The organism is Pseudoalteromonas sp. R3 (assembly GCF_004014715.1).
Lineage (GTDB): Bacteria > Pseudomonadota > Gammaproteobacteria > Enterobacterales > Alteromonadaceae > Pseudoalteromonas.
The window spans coordinates 83221-102841 of record NZ_CP034834.1 but is presented as its reverse complement, the minus strand read 5'-3'; the positions used below and the strand labels follow the sequence as shown (position 1 = coordinate 102841).

16 protein-coding genes are annotated in these 19621 nt (G+C 45.3%); 4 read left to right on the top strand and 12 right to left on the bottom strand.

Annotation, left to right across the window (positions count from 1 at the left end; translation table 11 throughout):
• Window positions 1-73: 73 nt before the first annotated feature.
• Window positions 74-1384 (bottom strand): AarF/ABC1/UbiB kinase family protein, encoded by a 1311-nt coding sequence (locus tag ELR70_RS00315; RefSeq protein WP_054013342.1) that lies wholly within the window; start codon window positions 1382-1384, stop codon window positions 74-76.
• A 579-nt stretch (window positions 1385-1963) separates the two neighbouring features.
• Here ELR70_RS00315 and ELR70_RS00310 point away from each other — a divergent pair.
• Window positions 1964-2284, top strand: a complete 321-nt coding sequence (locus tag ELR70_RS00310) for a hypothetical protein (RefSeq protein WP_054013343.1) — start codon at window positions 1964-1966, stop codon at window positions 2282-2284.
• Between the two features lie 44 nt (window positions 2285-2328).
• Here the strand turns inward: ELR70_RS00310 and ELR70_RS00305 are convergent, their stop codons facing one another.
• The 8 genes from ELR70_RS00305 to ELR70_RS24695 all read right to left on the bottom strand — a co-directional run bounded on the left by ELR70_RS00305 (window position 2329) and on the right by ELR70_RS24695 (window position 7062).
• Window positions 2329-2607: a hypothetical protein gene (locus ELR70_RS00305; protein WP_128064415.1), complete on the bottom strand. Its 279-nt coding sequence runs from the start codon at window positions 2605-2607 to the stop codon at window positions 2329-2331.
• 26 nt (window positions 2608-2633) lie between these two features.
• Entirely contained in the window at window positions 2634-3227 is a 594-nt protein-coding gene (locus ELR70_RS00300; RefSeq protein ID WP_054013345.1) for a hypothetical protein, read from the bottom strand.
• Window positions 3228-3253: 26 nt separating this feature from the next.
• On the bottom strand, window positions 3254-3526 hold the full coding sequence (locus tag ELR70_RS00295; protein ID WP_054013346.1) for a hypothetical protein: 273 nt from the start codon (window positions 3524-3526) through the stop codon (window positions 3254-3256).
• 79 nt (window positions 3527-3605) lie between these two features.
• Window positions 3606-4613 (bottom strand): hypothetical protein, encoded by a 1008-nt coding sequence (locus ELR70_RS00290; RefSeq protein ID WP_054013347.1) that lies wholly within the window; start codon window positions 4611-4613, stop codon window positions 3606-3608.
• A gap of 63 nt (window positions 4614-4676) precedes the next feature.
• Entirely contained in the window at window positions 4677-5597 is a 921-nt protein-coding gene (locus ELR70_RS00285) for a DUF2971 domain-containing protein (RefSeq protein WP_082353048.1), read from the bottom strand.
• 27 nt (window positions 5598-5624) lie between these two features.
• Window positions 5625-6299 (bottom strand): hypothetical protein, encoded by a 675-nt coding sequence (locus ELR70_RS25135; RefSeq protein WP_235577033.1) that lies wholly within the window; start codon window positions 6297-6299, stop codon window positions 5625-5627.
• A gap of 172 nt (window positions 6300-6471) precedes the next feature.
• Window positions 6472-6621, bottom strand: a complete 150-nt coding sequence (locus ELR70_RS24700; RefSeq protein ID WP_160317343.1) for a hypothetical protein — start codon at window positions 6619-6621, stop codon at window positions 6472-6474.
• Between the two features lie 291 nt (window positions 6622-6912).
• Complete coding sequence (locus ELR70_RS24695) at window positions 6913-7062, bottom strand: hypothetical protein (RefSeq protein ID WP_160317344.1); 150 nt, start codon at window positions 7060-7062, stop codon at window positions 6913-6915.
• A gap of 531 nt (window positions 7063-7593) precedes the next feature.
• Between ELR70_RS24695 and ELR70_RS00270 the strand changes: the two genes are divergently transcribed.
• From ELR70_RS00270 to ELR70_RS00260, 3 genes are all read left to right on the top strand, one after another.
• Entirely contained in the window at window positions 7594-9000 is a 1407-nt protein-coding gene (locus tag ELR70_RS00270) for a coniferyl aldehyde dehydrogenase (RefSeq protein ID WP_054013703.1), read from the top strand.
• Between the two features lie 126 nt (window positions 9001-9126).
• Window positions 9127-10953: a di-heme-cytochrome C peroxidase gene (locus tag ELR70_RS00265; protein WP_054013350.1), complete on the top strand. Its 1827-nt coding sequence runs from the start codon at window positions 9127-9129 to the stop codon at window positions 10951-10953.
• 68 nt (window positions 10954-11021) lie between these two features.
• Window positions 11022-12212: a linear amide C-N hydrolase gene (locus ELR70_RS00260; RefSeq protein ID WP_054013351.1), complete on the top strand. Its 1191-nt coding sequence runs from the start codon at window positions 11022-11024 to the stop codon at window positions 12210-12212.
• 53 nt (window positions 12213-12265) lie between these two features.
• On the opposite strand, the gene ELR70_RS00255 is transcribed toward ELR70_RS00260, so the two are convergent.
• The 3 genes from ELR70_RS00255 to ELR70_RS00245 form a co-directional block, all read right to left on the bottom strand.
• The gene (locus ELR70_RS00255) at window positions 12266-13882 is read right to left on the bottom strand and encodes a calcium-binding protein (protein ID WP_054013352.1); all 1617 of its coding nucleotides are present in this window, start codon (window positions 13880-13882) and stop codon (window positions 12266-12268) included.
• Between the two features lie 91 nt (window positions 13883-13973).
• Window positions 13974-14894: a hypothetical protein gene (locus ELR70_RS00250; protein WP_128064413.1), complete on the bottom strand. Its 921-nt coding sequence runs from the start codon at window positions 14892-14894 to the stop codon at window positions 13974-13976.
• Window positions 14895-14951: 57 nt separating this feature from the next.
• Window positions 14952-19373 carry a VCBS repeat-containing protein gene (locus ELR70_RS00245; RefSeq protein ID WP_054013354.1) on the bottom strand — a complete coding sequence of 1474 codons (4422 nt, stop codon included), beginning with the start codon at window positions 19371-19373 and terminating at the stop codon, window positions 14952-14954.
• Between the last annotated feature and the right edge of the window lie 248 nt (window positions 19374-19621).

The window sequence follows — 19621 nt, the reverse complement described above, 5'->3', positions numbered from 1 at the left end:
ATTTGGGAACACAGGGTAGCTCAAAACAGGTTTGACGACAATCTGATAGCTCACTGAACGGCAAGATGCGGTATTAAACCTGAATTTCATTGAGCAAAGGGCTGAGCTCAACGTTCGCCTTGAGTCTCGAGGCTATCAAATATAATCCAGCCAGCTTGCGGTGAATAAACAGAGCATCTACCGGTGGGGTGTGCCACTGCCGGGACTGAGTGCTCAACGCTCTGCCCTGTTCAGTGATCTGCTTTGCCAGACCACTGGAGGCAAAGTCAAAAGGTCCGCTTGCTCTGAGCGGTGAAATAGCCAGTTCAAACAGAGACAACACGGCGTTTTGGTAGTGTGGATCAATGTCATCAGAAAAATAGCCTATCTCACAAGCGGCCTCTTTTAGTTTCTGTCGGTTCTGCTCAGCGCCGGCCTGAAGTAGCTTTTTGTAACCCAGGCACAGTGAGGGAGAAATGGTCCTGGTGGCACCAAAGTCGAGCAGTACAATCTGATCTGTGTCACGGTTGTACTGGTAATTGGCCAGATTAGGATCTGTCTGTACCATTCTTAACTCAAACAGTTCGGTGAAAAACAAGGCAATCAGGCGATAAGCTAACTGGTCGCGCTTTGCCTGCGGCAAAGTCGTCATAGCTTCCAGCGGCTCACCCTGAACAAACTCCATCGTTAACAGGTGTTTTGAACTCAGCGCAGCATAGCTCTTTGGTACCTTAAAATGTGGGTTATGTGCAAGCGCCTGCTCAAATGCACTCAGCGCTTTTGCTTCCTGATAATAGTCGGTCTCAACTAGCAGCTGCTGCTTTGCCTCTTCAACCAGCGACGTTATGTTCAGAGTTTTTGGCAACAAACCTGAGAGCTTGATCAGGCTAACCACATTGTCTACATCACTGTGGATACTGTCGGCGACACCTGGATATTGTACTTTAATCGCCAGCGGCAGACCCTGTTCAGAAGTTGCCTTATGGACCTGACCAATTGACGCGCGGGCAAAACTATTTAACTCAATATGGCTAAACTTATCCAGCCAGTCGGGGCCCAGCTCTTTTTCCAGGGTCGCAACCAATTGCTTGTGTGGCATCGGGGCCGCATCAGAGCGGAGTCGTTCAAGTAACACAGACAGCTCAGCAGGTAACAGCTCACCGGCATCCATAGACAATAACTGGCCTAATTTCATAGCCGCACCACGCAGGTGAGATAACTTCTCGGCTACCGCATGGATATTACCTGACTGTAGCAGTAATTCAGAGCGGCTTGCTTTTTGACCACTTAATGCCTGCTTAGCCCCTGCAATCATCACATTAGAAGCAACTTTACCCGCCAGGCCGCCAAAATGTGCGAGCCTGCTTAGCCTGCCAGATGGTACGCGCCGTGATTTGTTATTCAAATTTCCACTCCTGTGTCTTGATATCACTCTTTTTACGTACGATACCGACATTTTGTTCAGATGGTACAGCTAATGAGTATACCGCCTGGCATTATTTCCCAACTCATTGAACTCATTTAGCCTTGTCTGATTAGATCGCAAAAGACTGAACTTTGAAAGAAAAGCGTATCATTAACTGATGTGATTACAACAAAGCCCTTATCGCCAGACGTAACATCACGGCGGAAAAGAGCGATCTAGCCATTCCTCTAAGCTGTCGATTGAGGCCAGCTTGACCTTACGGGCTTTAATTTGCTCAACAAGGCTCAGGCGTTGTAATGATTGTAAAGAAAAGCACTAAATAGTGATACTAACGTAGAATTGAAAAACCTTCGAAGACAAGAAGCTTGATATTAAAGTCTGGACAACCAATGTATCAGATCACCAGACACCTAAAGAATTTATGTGATGTTATCCACCGTTTTTGTGACTTTGCTGTGAGTAAATCCGCCCTACACTAGGCCAAGCAGCTATTATACTTGCGTTATGGTAACCAGTATGTAAAATTTCATAATTCGTATTTTAGGGAAAAGCAAATAAATGAAACGTACGATTTTAGCTATTGCTGCTTCAGTTATGATCACCCCAGCAGTTGCAACAACACGCGGAGGCGATCAAGGCGGCCCTCCAGTGCTTATCGCAACGGGTGGGGTTATCATTAAACCTGATACACACTTAATAGCCACAACTGGCGGTGGAAACCAAGGCGGCGATCCTGCATCAAATATGGTTGCATCGACTGGTAGCAAGGGCTCTGGCCCTCGCATCTCAAACAGTGGGGGCATAATCATTAAGCCGACGACTGAAACACTCGCGACAACAGGGACTGGTGATCAGGGTGGGCGCCCTCGCCTGGCTTAAATACTCAACAGGCGTTCAGAGTTGAGCGCCTGCCTCTTTTCCAACTATCTCTTTTTTGCTACTTGTAGCATGATCTGCTCATTAGTCATGCCTTTAGCAAGCATCAAGAGCAATGTAATTCTTTCAGCTGCGTATTCCTTAATTTCATCCGTTTGGTGGTGAGAGTACGTAGTTGTCGCAAAACCAATTTCTTTACCGTCACACAGCATTCGAACGCTTTTATGTCCATGACCAGCTTGCACAACTTCTGCGTTATCAATCTGACTTTTGGTATTTATCTTATGATTACAAACCATACTTTCACCGCCCTTCAATTTTTCCAATAAGTAAACGACTGCGTATTCCAATATTACGATAAGCCAAAAACGAGCTTCAAAAGTTCGGAAATAAAAAAGCCAAACAGAGCGCCAATTACCCAACTTTTCCATTGCCCTTTATAGCTAGAGGCTCTTTTAATATCTGTTTGCAGGTTCTCAATAATTCTTGATTGAAATGCAATATCACCTGCCAATGAATTAATCAATTCTGAGTCTATACCTAGTCCAATCTTTGTTAATATCTGTGATTCAGACATTAATCGAGGTGTGTTGTGTTCAAGCTCATATACAGCGCCCTGAACACTCGCCAGTTTGATTGATGGTTTTACTGTAATTATTCCAAGTGTATATATCTTTCTGATGCTAGGAATAAACTCTAAACTGACATCTACCCCGTTGCATAGTGATTCTGCTTGAGTAAATATAGAACTAAACGACTCTGGTTCGACCCCAACAATTTCTGTACGTCCATTACCTATAATCAAGTGCCTTCCACCGCTATTGGAAGAGGCCACAATATATTCAGCAAGCGAACCTACATCTATGTCACGCAAAGAAATGCAATTATTGGATTGGTCAATATTTATTAAAATATCGCCACTTTTTAGGTGTTCTAGCGTTTCCATTTTATTCCAATACTTAAAATTTTCTATTACCAAACATCTTCACTAAAAAGATATGGACTTTTATTGATACGACCGCATGACATTGGCAGTAAAGAGACACCTTGTTCTTTAATGTATATCATCGCTTCTTTTCTATTTAAGTAGTTGCCTTTATCATCATAAAATCCTTGATTCTCTCCGCCGCAGCGAGAATCTAAACCACTGTTATGCGCCTTTTCTATGCAATGGCAATGTCGGGTTGGCTTTGCCAAGTGAACCTCTGTACCGCATTTAAGCCTGATTGCTACACCCTGCAACATAAAACCCCTAGTATTCCAATACTGATTTCTTAATTTAATATGGAGATTTACCGCAATACCAAACCAAAAAAACTTAGTTTTAATTAAGTTTAACCCACATTTGGAGTAGTTTAATTCCAACACCTAAGCCTATAGAAATCGATGTTATAACTCCTTTTTTAGACTCATGAAGTGCATATAGAGTAGCAGATATAAATGGATGAATGATTGGCTGAATTACCTTAAGAAACAACATTGAAAAGACAAAGAGTAAATGAAGTAGTGTCGGCCACATATTTGACAGCGTTGATATATAAGCAAAGTTGCCGAATATCCACCTGTTGACGACAGAGTGTTCATAATCATTTAAATTACTACTTTCCGCAAGAAGCTTACCAATGTGATACCTCATCACATCGAGGGAATCAAAATACATATGTATATAATCTTGAAAATCAACCCCTGATTTGCATACCGAGCCAGCATTGCAAATTAAATAGCTGAAGAGAATATCATAGGAAATTATGTATATAACCATCGCTAACGGCATCGTAACTAACACAGCAATTAAAGCTACTACTAAATCACCTAGTATTACTAAAGCCACTCTTCGTTTTGAATAACGCCGGTGAAGAATGTTTAGCAAAAAAATTGTCATTGCGATTGAAATTACATTGATAATAGCGTTACTAAACACAAACCCAGCCACCTGCGCCCATCTATCTAATTGGTACTCAGTTGGTTCGGCGGGTATATGTAACGCAATAGAAAGTATATACCTACCATGTAGTAGGTCCTCTCTTTCTGGTACATACACAACTACCGAATATATGAGAAACACTATTAGACTGAGACCAAATGAAAAAAGACCTGCTCTGAAAATACGGCCTTTTCCGTGATAAATGAATATTAACCAACGTTTAGCATGCATTGACCCTTCCATGAGCAACTCGAAAAAAGTTTTATCTTGGATATGAAGCCAAAAGTGCCCCATGCTTTCTCTCATAAGGCTACGCTTTTCTTCTCCAAGCATCCAGTCAATATAGGCAAGCAAGGCTATTATAATCGCCAAGGTCAGAAATAACTCATCTAGCCATAGATTTAACATACTAATCCTTTTTCCAATATTCAAAGTTAGGGAAGTTAATTGTCAAGCATAATCACTTCTAAATCATAGAATAGTTTGCCGCAGCTGATATGACTCTTCATCTAAATCAATTTTCTTGAAAATTACCTGCCCATATGCTTTGTTTGTTCTGATTAAAGTATCTTTTTTCTCTCTAGCTACACTCTCTTCAACACGACATCCAAAATATATCGCTTTAATACACCGAGGATTTACACTTTTAAGGTAGACTGGTGATAAATCATTATTCTTAGATATGACATCTACCATTATCATATTGAAATCATTATCACCTGCGTTAACTATAAAAGTGTTACTTTCAAGATCAAATGGTACTTTACATCTAATTAGTTCGTTACTAATGCTTTCAACTTGCTCTTCGGGAGTATTAACAATTACTTTATCTGCGTGTAAAAATTTAAAAATATACCTCCATTCTTGCTCACACTTCCATTCATAGCCTTTCATTGTAAAGAATCTTTCAATAAAATTAGAGTTTGCATATTCATATAAACATTCTTCACTTATATCCAAGCCAGCCCTTTTAACATCATAATTAACGGGCTTGGGTTTTATTGAAGCTGCTGAAAAATCATTATCCATGACCTTTTTTTGTTCTGGTGAAAATCTAAATAAGTTTTCTGACTCTAGCTCTATCATTACACCTTTGTGCTCATCAGCATAATGAGACCACATAAGATTGTTATTGCCGTTTTCACTCAGACAAACAACACCATACTTAAGTAGATCTGTATCTAATTCTTCCATGTAATCTACATTAAATTGAGAGTCTAGTCTTTCATATTGAAATTGATCTAAAGACTGCATAATCTCAACTTTCCTTTTTACTGCTGAAGTAGTTGGTAGAAACTCAAAAGGGTCGTTTAAGCAGTCCCTTGATGAAATTCTTAAGTGTAAATCGCTGAGTGCCCTCATATCTAAGCCCATATATTTAAATAGTCTCATTTTCCTGACCCACGTTTAAAATACATTTTAATGCCCTGTAACTTTAATTCTTGAATACACGTTATTTATGGCGTCTGATAAATGCAATAAATTACCGTTGTATTTGTCTGTTACAACCTGCCTCGATGCGTAACCAAACAAATCAGCAACAACACCATGGTCAACATTTTTTGCTAAGTGGATAATTAGCGAATCTTCAAATGTTTTCGCTGTAGCCCAATCTAATCCAGCCTTTTTAAGTAATGTGTTTACTTTGGTTCTTAGGTTTGTCGGTTGTTTGTTTATGCCGTTTTTAACTGCTCGCTCACTCATGGCGAACTCATTGAGACGATCATTAAGCAGCGCTGGTGCATACTCACTAAAGCCTCTATACGTTCCTAAGTTATGCCTATATTCTGCTGGTAATTCTTGTTGTTCGTACCAATCAAGATATTGCTCAAGTGCTTGGCAAAATACTTCTGGAACTTCGATGGCGCGGTCTTTTTTATTACGACTGTAGGCCGCGGGCAAAAGCCATTTACGATATACCTCGCCTTTATCATTCATCAACTGACTAAGTCTTAGCAAATTATGCTCAGTAAGCGAAAGTGGAACGTAAGCAAGCTGGCTAATTAGATATCTATCTTTAACTTCATATTTGCCCGTACAAGCTGTATTTAAAAGCGAATCTATGTCGCTATCAACGAATATCTGCCTCAACATCTATATAGTTGCATATCCTTAATATTTTATAATGCAATATAGATTACACCATAAAAGTGCAAAAACAAGGCAGTTCAGACAATAAAAAAAGGGCTATATTGGAATGATGGGAATGAGTGAAATGTGACTATGAGGGTCGGCGCGCCAGCCGAGCTGAATACGCACCTAAGCATTACAGCTCAGACAAGATGACAGATGCCACAATCGCAAGCACAAAAGCTTCCGGCGCTGGAAACGCGGTAGCCAGCACCGCAAACAGAGCACCAAATGCACCAAGTCTATGATGTAAGCTTGCTGAACTCGTTAATTCAGGTTTCGCCATGGCTATTCCTTTATCAACGTACCCCAAGTCTCTCAAAATACCAAGATATAGGGGTACCGAGGTGTTCAGACTATTGCTACCTTTTAGTTTTCCGCCGTCCAAGAGAAGCTAATTAAAGCCCTCTATCGCATAAGGAAGTAGCAATCCTTGGCGGCCGGTTGACAACCCATGAGGAGTAAGGGCTGAGCATTGGTTGGATTATATATTATATTTTAAGTTTGTTGTACGAGTATTAAAGCGCTCTCAACTTTGCTACGCCCGAAACCTCCAACACCACCTTAATAGACTTCATTAAACTTCTATTTCTACAAAGGGCAGTTCAGATGCCGTGCCTATAATGCGACCACTCTCAATGTATGCCGTCGGAATCGCCCAGGACAGGGCTTCATGCTCCATCGCTGTGCTGTACCAAAGTTGTGCTATCTGTATTGCCTTGGGCAATCTTAAAATTTTCCGCCGAGTCTTTTTAAGCTGAGAGTATAAGCCGTATATTCGGCTAGCATTAACCACGGTACCTAAATATTGGGAAAGACTGGTTACGCAGGTCGAAATGAACATACAGGGAGCCGTATAAGCTACATCACTTTTTTGCGTCACAAGTTTTTATGGCAGGTACTGATCCGGCATGGCAGGCAAAACAAGTGGGGCATAAATACATAGGTATGCTCCGGAAAATTTACGCTTAGTGGATTCAGGGTGCACGTCTGGAAAGCTGGCTGAACTGGCAGAAAAGCAAGGTCAAGTTGCCACAAAAGGTCGACCATGGAGTTAACCTCTTGTCTTGATTAGCACAAAGACCTAAAACGGCATCTTGAAGCCCGATGTATTGCACAAGATACATTTGCCACAAAGGCGGTTTGGCTTTTTTTAACCAATTTTAGAGCTTTTATTCACACTTGCTCAGATGAGGGTTATTATCAGATAAGTCTCTTTGCAAAAACCGCCACAAAAAGGCCCTGTACAATGACCAATATGAGCACAGTTTCTGAACAGACATTGCTAACCATGAACTTTCAGGCGCTGCAATCTGCCTATGCCCGGGACCCTGCGCCCGACTATGCACAACGCGTTGCAGTGCTCAAAAAGCTCAAACGAGCATTGGTCTCGCACGAACAACACATCTATCAGGCCTTGTCTCAGGATTATGGTTATCGCAGTCAATTCGATACTTTCTTTGCCGACATAATGCCCACCATTGCAGCCATTAATTATGCCATCAAACATCTGAAAAAATGGATGCAGCCCTCAAAACGCCATGCCGGGCTCATGCTCATGCCGTCAAAAGTGAAAGTACATTATCAACCTTTAGGGGTGGTTGGCGTTGTAACCCCCTGGAACTTCCCTTTCTATCTTGCTCTGGGGCCAACTATACAGGCGCTGGCCGCCGGCAACCGGGTGATGATCAAGATGAGTGAGTTCACACCTCATGCAAATCAGGCATTAAAAAGCATTCTTGAAGATATTAGCGAGCATGTACATTTGGTAGAAGGTGATGCACAAATTGGCGCGGCATTCGCGGCTTTGCCATTCGACCATCTGATTTTTACAGGCTCAACCGAGGTAGGCAAACTGGTTGCCAAATCGGCCGCCGACAACCTGACCCCCATCACACTGGAGTTAGGAGGGAAATCGCCCACCATCATAGATCAGGATATCGATATAGGCGTTGCTGTTGATGCATTGATAATGGGCAAATCGATCAATTCAGGACAAATCTGCGTTGCTCCCGATTATGTTTTTGTGCCTGCCAAGCGCGTTGATTCCTTTATCGATACTTTTATTGCCCGTTATACCGAATATCACCTCTCCAGCAACAACAGCAACAAACAAAGCCATATTATCTCCGACCGTCAGCTTACCCGGTTACTACACTTGCTGGATGATGCAAAATCAAAAGGCGCTATAGTTCACCCCGTTAAAGCACATGACCCAAGTAACAGCAAGTGTGTTTATCCGCATCTGCTCACCAATGTCAGTGAAGATATGGCTGTGTTGCAAGAAGAGATATTTGGCTCTTTATTGCCTGTGATGACCTACGACACACTGGATGATGTCATTTCCTATATTAACGCCCGGCCCCGCCCTCTGGCGCTTTATATAATGTCAAATAATAACCCCCTGATAGAACGCCTGATAGCCAACACCCACAGTGGCGGTATCAGTGTCAATGATACCACTATGCATGTCGTTGCGGATGATGCGCCTTTTGGTGGAATTGGCCACTCAGGCATGGGGCAATACCATGGTTATGAAGGGTTTTTAACCTTTTCAAAAGCCAAAACAGTGCTGTACTCCAGCAGCTGGTTGCCAAAAAATCGAATTGTACTCAAACACCGGGATTGGGTGTTTAAGGTGCTCCGTAAGTGGCTGCTCAGATGACCTGAGTAGCCAGACCTGCTACTTTCTTATATTCCTTGCCGGCCTCCCAACTGTAACTCACTGTAATAGCCAAACGCCAGCTCATTAACTATTCTTTTACACCTCTCTGAGCGCAAGGAAAAAACAATGAGCAAGTTAACTGCAATCGCTACGCTGAGTGCGGCCAGTCTGCTGGTCTTAGTTGGCTGTAGTACCAACCGTCATAACGCCCCGGCTGACCCTATCGACATTACCAAAGAGCAAGGTGATGTACCAAAACGGGTATGGCTGGATCAGGGCTGGAGTGAAAAAGTCCGCGAAGATTTCTGGTTTACAGGCCAGGGGTCGCAGATCATTCCGTATACCTGGTTCGTATGGCTTGAACAAGCCGACAATGAACAGTTGTTTCGCCATGCTGACCATATGGAATTTCTGCGTTATCTGCCCAGCAAAGCCAGTGAACTGAATCCAGGTGGCTTACCTATAGGTTTTGCCCTGCACAGTAACCAAAAAACCGGCGAAAACTGGGTCGGTATGACCTGTGCTGCGTGCCATACCAGCCAGATAGATTACAAAGGCACTAAAATGTTGATCGAAGGTGCTCCCACGCTGGCAAACTTTGTGTTGTTTTTTGACCGCCTGGTTGCTGCACTGAACAAAACACTGAATGACGATGCCAAATTCAACCGTTTTGCGCTTAATGTATTGGGGTCAAAATACAGCGACAGTAGCAAAGCGAGCCTAAAACAGCGATTACAACAGGTTGCACTGCAAACCGCACAACGACAAGCCGTAAATGCATTGCCGGAGGATTACCCGCAAGACTTTACCAGTTATGCCCGATTAGATGCGTTTGGCAATATTCAAAACGCCGGTACCGCATTTGCGCTCAATGACCTGACCAATAAAAATACCCCGACTGGACCTGTGTCTTATCCCTTCTTATGGGGGACACACCAGTCAGACGTGGTGCAGTGGAATGCCTCCGCCCCCAACACACCCATTGTTGGCCCGCTGGTGCGCAACATAGGAGAAGTCGTTGGGGTGTTTGGCGAATTACAGATAGAAGAAGCGCCTTTCTGGCAACGTGTATGGGGTAAAAAGTTCCGTTATAGCTCGACGGTAGACATGATTGGGCTGGGTAATCTGGAGTCCTGGGTGAAAACCCTGCGTTCACCCCAGTGGCCACTTGAGCACCTGCCCGCCATAGATACGCAAAAAGCAGCCAAAGGTGAACTGCTTTATAAACAAGCCTGTGCCAGTTGCCACCAACTGATCCCGCGGGAAAAAGAGCATCTCAATTATATCGCGAACCAAACTCTGGTTTCTGAGCTGGGCACAGATCCGGTAACAGCCAATAACGCCTCCTGTCATATGGCGAAAACACTAATTCTGGAAGGCACCAAAGAACGCATTCTGATCGGCAGTAAGTTTCAGGCCATCGACAATGCCATCGATGTGCCTGTCAATGGTGTGGTTGGCTTAGTTTTAAAAGATTTACCCACAGCCCTGAAGGCAGGCAATATTCCCGAAAGAACAGGCACAGACGGGCAGAAAATCTCGGTCGTCAAAGAGCTGGAAAACCTCATCGTGCAACACCTGAAAGCACGGGGAAAACGTGCCGATGCAGTGGAAACCGATTGTGTTGATGGCGTGCTTGATGGCGCCGTTTACAAGGGGCGTCCGCTCAACGGGATCTGGGCCACAGCGCCTTATCTGCATAACGGTTCTGTACCCAACCTCTATGAATTAATGAAAAAACCTGAGCAGCGTGTCACCGAGTTTTGGGTGGGCAGTCGCGAGTTCGACCCGGTCAATGTGGGCTATGTCACCACACAAGGACTGAACAAGTTCAGAGTGAACGCCAGCGATGGAAAAATTATGCCCGGCAACTCCAACCTGGGCCACAGCTATGGCACCGAGTTTAGCGACGAGGAAAAGTGGCAGATCATTGAATTTATGAAGACGCTGTAGTGCGGGTAGCGGCCTGCTTTGCTATGTAGCAGGCCATTTTTACACAGTACAAACAATAAGGATCCGATATGTGTACTAACTTCAAAATTAAAACCACCTTTGACGACATCATTGTAGGGCGCAGCCAGGAGTTTTCTCAGCTGTTAGGACGCTCATTAATGTTCAGAAAACCCGGCCATCACTATCAGCAAAACTTGTTTGATCCCGATGGTAAAGACTGCCAGCCAAGTGAGTGGGCAAAAGCACACTGCCAGTTCACCTGGACCGGTGAGTATGGCTTTGTAGCCATGCAGTCGTTAGATTTTGATGAGGTTGCAAAAACCTACAACATTCAAATTGCAGACTCAGTAAAAAGCCCTATCGCAACAGACGGCATTAATACCGAGGGCTTGTATATTGGCTGTTTGTTGCAAAATGCCGCCGACTATCCGGCCGTGACCGATCCCGCCAAAGGCTTAGCGGTTACCAATTTGATAGACTACATTTTGAGTACCTGCCAGAGCTGCCAGGATGTGCGGGACAGACTGGCGCCCGACAGTGCAGAAGGTGCTTGTCAGCAAGACAAACCGCAGGCGCAAGTACAAGTGACAGATGCAACCAGACATAAGCTGTTTCATCAGCACTTTCCGGTTCATGACCGCTTTGGCGACAGCATAGTGATTGAGTTTATTAACGGCCAGGTCCAGATCCACGACAACAACCAGTACGGGGTATTAACGAATGACCCGGATTTTCAGTGGCATATCACTAACCTGAAAAATTATGCCAATGTTACACCGGTTTCGTCGCACCACTCGGAGCCGGGTAACCTGGACGGCATCACCATGCAAAGTCAGGGTAACGGATTCTCCTTATTGCCGGGTGGCCTGCTGCCTATGCATCGGTTTGTCAGAGCCGCGATGATGGTCAACTATGCCAAGCCAGTTGCCAGCACAGATGAAGCCATCAACCTGGCCGCACACATTTTAAATACCGTGGATATTCCACTTGGCGTGATCCGAGAAATTCCGGAGGAAAAAACACTCAAGCCAGAACTCGATTACACTCAGTACATCACCTTATCGGACCTGAGCCAGCAAAGATTTTATGTGCGTTTATATGAATCACCACAGGTGTATTGCGTTGACCTGAACAAGCTAGATCTCTGTGCGCTCAATGGTAAAACCTTTGATATTCCCAGGAACACACTGGCAACTAACCTGACCGAGCAGATCTCCACCAGCAAAATTGCTAATTCGCCATTTCAGGCGGCCGGCTAAGGTCACCTGCAATCGGGGCGGCTGCATAACCGCCCCGACAATTGCTTTAGTAATTACAAATCAAACACACTTGTTGAGCGATTCTCAAGCCACTTTTCAAACTTGGCTTCACTGACCAGGTTAGCTATTTTTTGTTTGAAGCTTCTGTACCCCGTCCGTTCGTTAAACCTGATTAAGTTCAATGACTCTTCATGGCGTGATGACATGCCTCTGGCCGCTCTGCGCACCGCGTCATCAAAGTAGCCACTTTTGCTATTCACGCTGGACAGATAGTCACAGATATCCCTGTCACCCCATTCGTTGTAGCAATAATCTTTACCACTGCCGCCTTTACCTTTAGGGATTTCATCGCCTCTTACAAACAGAATATCTCCGCCATCCCCACCGTAAAGTCCGATATCAGAATAAGTTGAAATTGCGGCCAGGAAGTCTTTGCTGCCACCGCCATTAAGCTCGCAGTGCCCACCTTCACACACAATGATATCCTGACCGCTGCCGCCCCAGAATTTGGCGCGTCGATTCCAGCGGCTGCCCCCGGAATCCACCAGCAAGTCAGCGCCTGAATTACCATAAAGGCGGTCTTCACTACCATCATTACCAAACAGCAGGTCGTCACCATCGCCGCCGTGTAGTTTATCCGAGCCTTTATTGCCAAACAGCACATCATCGCCCGCTTCACCATATAGCTTGTCATCATTACCGCCGGACTCAGTGCCGCCAAGGTACATTTGAATACCATCATGATCGGTCTCAAGCAAAGAATCTCCAACGATCCAGTCGTTGCCAGCACCACCTTTGATGGTGTCTTTATCTGCACCACCAACGAGCAAATCGTGCCCGCTGCCGGTTGTGATGCTATCTTTGCCATCACGACCATACACGGTAAAGTTCAGGTTTGAACCTGATGCATTCAGCACATCATTGCCATCAGACAGACTGACAGAAATGCTATGTATGCCACTGGTATAGGCACAGTGCTGATAGTCTTTGGTGTAGGCCAGTACATAGTCATCATATTGTTCAATGTACAATTCAATGCCCGACTCAATCGCCTGGATCCCCCACAGCCCATTATATGAATAGGTTGAGAATTCATTGAGCTGAGAGTCGCATCGCTCATAAGCCTGGGTAAACGCCTCTGATGGCGCTAAAAATGTTGTACAACCAGTCGATTCAATATTTTTGATATGACTGTCGGCAGGCCCTTCTTGCCCTTCAACCAGACAGTCTGTGCCCGCACCGCCATCAACATATTCATAGCCATCATGGGTAAAAATCGTGTCGTTGCCACCATGAGAAAAAACAAAGTCATACTCACTTCCGGTTTGAATATAGTCATCGCTGTCACTGCCCGTGACTCTTTGGTGCGCATCCAGGCCGGAGCCATCAAAAGTGCCACCCGATTCTGGCAGGTAGACGGCCAGACCATTGTAATTACTGAGGTCAAACACCTCACAACGGCCATTGTATTCAAGCATTGCCGCAGATTTAGTGCCCGACGCGGTTAGCGTCTGTTCAGTAAGCGCTGGATGTACGGCAACATAGCTTAAGCCATCTTCCGTTACGCCATATTCAACCGACATATCTGCCCGGTTGATCCCCGTACAATTGGCCCATGAGTACACCGGCATCAGCAGTGCGCCATACAGAGCGAGTTTTTTTATATTCATCAGAGTGCTCACTTATCGTTTTCAGAGGTGATAACGTCATTGTCCTGATACTTATAAAACGAAAATGTGCAACCAATGTGGATTGACTCTTTCACAATCGTTGCGGGCTGCCAATTGGAGTTTGGTAATTACTCCCCCGCTTCCAGTTAATATATACTCGAGTTAAGTCTCTAACCGCTTGCTGGCTCTGATTAACACTCAGATTTGTCAGGATAGAACCGACCTTTTTTTCTGCTTTTGTGTCATGAAAATCAATAGGCTCTGCGACAGATTTAACATAGAGGTCCAATTTTGCCAGGCTACGGGCACCGGCATTCCATAGCAGTTTAGCCGCGCCGCGGTTCATTCCGGTATATCGCTGCCAGGACGTCGAGAAATCCTTCTTCTGGTATTTAAAGCCGGGCAGAAACTGATACGCAAAAATCTGCTGCACCAATTGGTGGTTGTCATTAAGTACTGTAATGGACTGCGCCGAGCTGAGAGAAAAATCAGCACGCAGCGTATAGTTGCCGGGTGCCAGATCAAGCGTGAGGCTTTGCCAGCTGTTTTGGTCTTCATAGTCGCTTTGACGCACCAGGTGAAGTGCATACTTACCATTAGTTTCGCTCAGTAAAACGATATCTGGCGCTATGTTAGCATCCAGGTTGCCACATAACCCCGCGACCAGGCGCTCAGCAGGAAAAGGAACACTGGTTAGCCGCGTATCATCCTGAAAATGCAGCTTGCCTTGATCCTGCAACATGGCGATGACCTGTACTTGTTCACTCTGATATTTCTGGCATGCGATTAGCCGCTCTCCCAGATTAGGCGCAACCGGAACAGTTCGAATGAGCTTGAGTGTGTCATGGCTGTGTACTTGCACTGTTTCGCCCAACGGTGAAGCAATGAACACACTGCTGTTCGCAAAGCCAATAACGTCTTTGTCAGGCACAGTCCCGGAGTTGGCCCACCCAGGTACCAAATACAATGACAAAATGACGGCGAAAAGCATGGTACAATGTATGGATTTCATATCAGCTCCTATTGCCAAAGCCCCGCCAACTGAGTTGCTGGGGCTTTGTATTGCAGGTTATTGCCCCATTGGGTTATGAATTGGTCTGCTGACACCATCAACGCGGTGCACCACACGCCATACTTTTGCCGGGTTACCGGTATTTTTGGCCTTATCCTGGATCTGCTTGAGGATCCGCAGCGCCCTGATATCACTGGCATGTACGGCATCTTCCCGGCCAAGCATAGACGGGTCCACAACTAAGTCTATCAGGTCATAGTAGTTGTCTACACTGGCTGGTAAGAAGTAACTTCTCACAGTATAAGCATCGACAGCACCAGGCAAGGTGTTGTTATCTCCATCCTGCACCTCACTGGCTATGGTATTGTCGATATCAATGGCAAAATTAATTTCGCTGTTGCTGCCTTTGGTGTGCTTATAGGTCCGGGCATAATAGCCACCGGCAGAGGCACCCCAACCCGCGCCCGTCAGCTCAATTTCCACGTCCCAACTAACGCCGGCATTAAACTCCAGATCATATCCGAGGTAATCCGTTATTGCGCTGGCGGCCGTACTGTCGGTCGACAAGAATGCCCCATCCGTTACACTCACTTTGGCAGTTAACAGCTTATCCAGAGCAAACCCTTGGGCACTTTCGTTGTCTGCTGAAAACTCAGACTGACCGTAACGCTTCAATAACTCTTCACTTTGACGTTTATACTTGAGCAACCAGGCGACCTCTTGACCAGGGTTGAAATAGGACTGACCGTCAGAAACTTTGACATCACCAACATAGCCATCCAAAGAGCCCGCCAGCTGATAACGAGGGTTTATCTTAAATTTAACCGGCGCCTCATCCTGAATAGCAGAACTAAAATCAAGGGCATAACCAATCAGTTTATTATTGCGAGGGTTATATAGCGCGTAGCGGTCAGCTGACAAAGTAGATACAAACAAAGCGCCTTCATTATGTGGTTGCCACAACTCAGTCACGCTGCCGTCCTCAGCAGTACCAATACAATTGTCAGCCCAGGGGTTAGAATCGGCATCGCAAGCCTCGCTGGGTGGCGTGCCGGTCAGTAATGACTGACGCTTCAAGCTATCCGAGAGGCTGTATTCCTTATCGCCGCCAAAAATAGCACCCGCTCTGAACTCAGCGGTAATATCTATTTTTTGACTGACAAACGGGTTTTTCCCGCCCAATGTCAGTCTGCCCGCAACACTTGCACCAGCACTTTGATCCACATCCAGACTGTAAGTGACGCCATTGTCTATATTAATAGCAGCGTTGGTTGCACCTGAGTAACCCCATTTACCATTTTGATCCCGGCCTAAGTTTTCTTTTGGAACCGGTGGAGCGCCTTCAATAAACCCGATCAGGCTGGCATCTGCGGTGATTCGTTTATCAAATTCGGCAGTTAAGCGATAAAGCGCAATATCACTTGCAGCAAACTGGTACTTACCATTGTATTGATGTTGCAGCTCTAAAAACTCGCGATACAAAATACCCGCTTTTTCGCCATTTTGGTCAATCAGGCGGCCATTTTCAAATACGATAGGAGCCAGGCTCAATCCTTCTAGCGTTTTGTCTTCTTGACTGTAATAAGTACCAAATTTAGGGGTATAGATATAAACCTGATTATTGTTCCAGGTTCGCGGAGAACTGGCACGCCAATCCATGACCCATCGATAGTTCAGAGGTAACCTTTGCTCTGGTGTACGGTTCTGAGCACCCCAGGACATAGCAAGTTTATCAGAGCGTCGATACAGTCCCGGGTCTAAGACACTTTCCATCAGAATATTGGTTCGATCGTCTCTGAACAAATGCCCGCCGCGCCAGTACATATGAACAAGGCCATCACTGGCGTATGTCAGTCGCGGAGCAGAGCTAAAATCGACCACTTCGAAAGGTCGCAATGTATAGGCCGGCCTTACGGCATCCGAGTTTTCTCGAAATCCCCCCGTTTTGGTCAACGGGTAATGTAAGGTACTGACCCGCTTCTGGCCGGATGTCTGCGTGGTTGTCGCTATAATAAGCTCTTCATCAAGCACCACTCGCTTTTGTGATTCAGTGTTTGTCACCGTTGCATTCACAGTAATGCTATCCAGGGCCTGCACTGTGCCTCTGGTGCCTGCCTGAACCTGCTGATACCAGGAGAACGACTCTGTCTCTCCCTGTTCATTGACATAGTCAAAATCAGTGGTATCGAACAGTTTGTCCTCGCCTTTTTTCACCGAGGAAATACGCAGCTGAGCACTGTTTTTACAGCTAGTCGACAGCAGCAATCGCTGTGCACTTTGACCAGTTCCCGATGTTGTTGCACTGATGCTGCCAACGTCACAACTTTGCCCATTATGCAGCGCAAACGGCACCTCAAAGGCTGGTTCATAAAACAGATCTCCGAACGCATCGGAAGTATCTATGATATCGCTGTTAGCAAAGTTCTGATTCTGAGACGGATCGCTGATGACCCTAATCGTGCTGTCAAAGCGCTTTTGTGCGGCTTTATAGCGGGATTCGACCAGACGCTGCACTTCTTCGGCCACATCCGAATAGGTAAACCGCTCTACAATGACCTTATTCTGGTAAGCCCTGTATAAATAAAGATAATTGCCATCCGTGGTGACATCAAACTGCTCGCCTGCGTATGGTGCATTACACACAGGTTTTACGTGCAGGCTTTCACCACTGTCAGGATTAGGAAAATCTGCAGCGGTTAAAAAGCGTCCACCATCAGGCAAATCATTCTGACAACGCGGATCGTTGCGCTTACGGTAAAGGGGTAGTGTTTTGGCCTCCTGCCAGCCAGCATCACCTCTCACTATATATTTGATTTGATTGCCATCGTTATAGAACACAAAGTTCTTTTGCTTAAAGTTGACATCCTGAGTGACAGAAACAGCATTGTGTTGCGAGAACTGTACGTTGGTTAGCGGGTTATAGGGTGGCGTAATATAGACGAATGCCGAATCTCCAGAGTTTGGGATCATTAACAGATCCGGATAGCCATCCCCGGAAAAGTCAGCCACTTTCATATCTTTATACGTATTTGCATGACCACTGAAATGGCTATTGATCTGCCCATCCTGAGTCATAGTTTTCATATGATGTACACCCACGAACTGAATCTTCTTCAGTTCGGCATCCTGTTCCTGTTGTTGAGGCTGGGTAGAGTAAAGAATAAAAGGAACACCATTCCAGATTGCAATGTCGTCTCGCTTGTCATTGTTAAAGTCACCAATGCCAACCTGCTTGCCGTCAAAAATGGTCTTATCAGCGGTTTCAAGCTGAGACTTGCTGAACAAAGCAATATTCTCTGTGATTACCTGCGTCTGGTTGTGCTGCTTCTCAGTTCTCACGACTCGGCTAAGCAACACGGTATAGCTGTATCCCGAGAAGTACACAATGTCATCGCTGCCGTCACCGTTAAAATCCCCGGTACGCAGATTGAAAAACTCAACATCCTGCATCTTATCTTTGAGTTCATCGTCACTGCGCGTTTTCAGATGATTGTCATCGCTGTCGATATAAATTTTGCTGCGTTTGAAGCGGCCCTCGTTGTTTGGCAAACCAAACCAGATGTCGATTTGCGGCTCTGTATCACTATTGTCATCCACCCCGTCGATTGTCTCTTCTTTATTCCAGCGCAGGATATCGCTCAGGCCATCGCCGTTAAAATCCGCTACCCGAACAAAAGACTTATCGTTGGGAAATAATCGGCCGGGCCTATCTTCGGTGTTGTCGCTGTCGTCACTCATAGTGAGATTTTTCATCGCGCCTATCTGGCCCCGACTGTTATACGCCACCGTCACGTTCAGACCTATGTGTTCAGCCAGATCACCTGATTCAGTGCGCAGAATGTCATCCAGGCCGTCGCCGTTAAAATCCCCAACAAAGACATCATTACCTTTATAACCATTATATAAGTCACTTAGCTCCTGACCGGTCGTAAAGTGCATACTTGAGCCGTCGGTTGTAAATCCACTATGAATATTGGCCGACAAAAATTCATCGTGCCCCCAGTTTTCTGAGCGCTCCTGGCGTAATAGATCCTCTCCCCGTTTGTGGTCAAAATTACCAATGTACAAAGAGATATCCTCACCGTTGAAGATATTGATCCCGGAACGGGCTTGCGCACTCCACCCTGGCCGGACAAAATCGACATAACCACCTTTGTAAATAGACTCATCAGTAGATAAAGGCGTGGCACCTATCCTGCCGGGGTTTTGCCGCGTGGCTTTACTTAAAAAAACTTTCAGCGCATCTACGGTTGCTTCGGGGTTCAGGCGCACTATGTCTGCGTTACCATCACCATTAATATCGGGTGTATAGACCTTTTCAGCATAAGACCAGCTGCCATATTGCACAGCGTTAAGCTCTTTGTATTTCCAGGGAATATAAGAGCGATGCTCCAACTCTCTTTCTGCGCTGTACACACTGTGCAGCGGTGAAAGTAATAGCGCCGCCATGATACTGCGCGCCAGATATTGTTTTTTCACTGTTAATGTCCTTCTGTTTGTTATTCGTTAAAGTTGCGGGCATCCGCAGTTAAAATAGCTTGCGGTACAATTACCCCAACAGAAGCCAACCACCAGGTGATTAACAACACCAGAAACTAACAATGCTGCTTCAAACGGCTAAGTGAATAACTCTCATTAGTTCTTAACTCATCTTAAAACCACACCAAAAGATAAGGTATAGCCATGATTTTAATGGTTATATTTTTTGTCTCTTGTACCATCAGGTC

Coding starts and splice junctions, on each gene's coding strand:
- ELR70_RS00295 (WP_054013346.1), bottom strand. CDS start 3,526: ATGTTGCAGGGTGTAGCAATCAGGCTTAAATGCGGTACAGAGGTTCAC.
- ELR70_RS00260 (WP_054013351.1), top strand. CDS start 11,022: ATGTGTACTAACTTCAAAATTAAAACCACCTTTGACGACATCATTGTA.
- ELR70_RS24700 (WP_160317343.1), bottom strand. CDS start 6,621: ATGGCGAAACCTGAATTAACGAGTTCAGCAAGCTTACATCATAGACTT.
- ELR70_RS00265 (WP_054013350.1), top strand. CDS start 9,127: ATGAGCAAGTTAACTGCAATCGCTACGCTGAGTGCGGCCAGTCTGCTG.
- ELR70_RS00270 (WP_054013703.1), top strand. CDS start 7,594: ATGAGCACAGTTTCTGAACAGACATTGCTAACCATGAACTTTCAGGCG.
- ELR70_RS25135 (WP_235577033.1), bottom strand. CDS start 6,299: ATGTTGAGGCAGATATTCGTTGATAGCGACATAGATTCGCTTTTAAAT.
- ELR70_RS00290 (WP_054013347.1), bottom strand. CDS start 4,613: ATGTTAAATCTATGGCTAGATGAGTTATTTCTGACCTTGGCGATTATA.
- ELR70_RS00250 (WP_128064413.1), bottom strand. CDS start 14,894: ATGAAATCCATACATTGTACCATGCTTTTCGCCGTCATTTTGTCATTG.
- ELR70_RS00310 (WP_054013343.1), top strand. CDS start 1,964: ATGAAACGTACGATTTTAGCTATTGCTGCTTCAGTTATGATCACCCCA.
- ELR70_RS00285 (WP_082353048.1), bottom strand. CDS start 5,597: ATGAGACTATTTAAATATATGGGCTTAGATATGAGGGCACTCAGCGAT.
- ELR70_RS00255 (WP_054013352.1), bottom strand. CDS start 13,882: ATGAATATAAAAAAACTCGCTCTGTATGGCGCACTGCTGATGCCGGTG.
- ELR70_RS00300 (WP_054013345.1), bottom strand. CDS start 3,227: ATGGAAACGCTAGAACACCTAAAAAGTGGCGATATTTTAATAAATATT.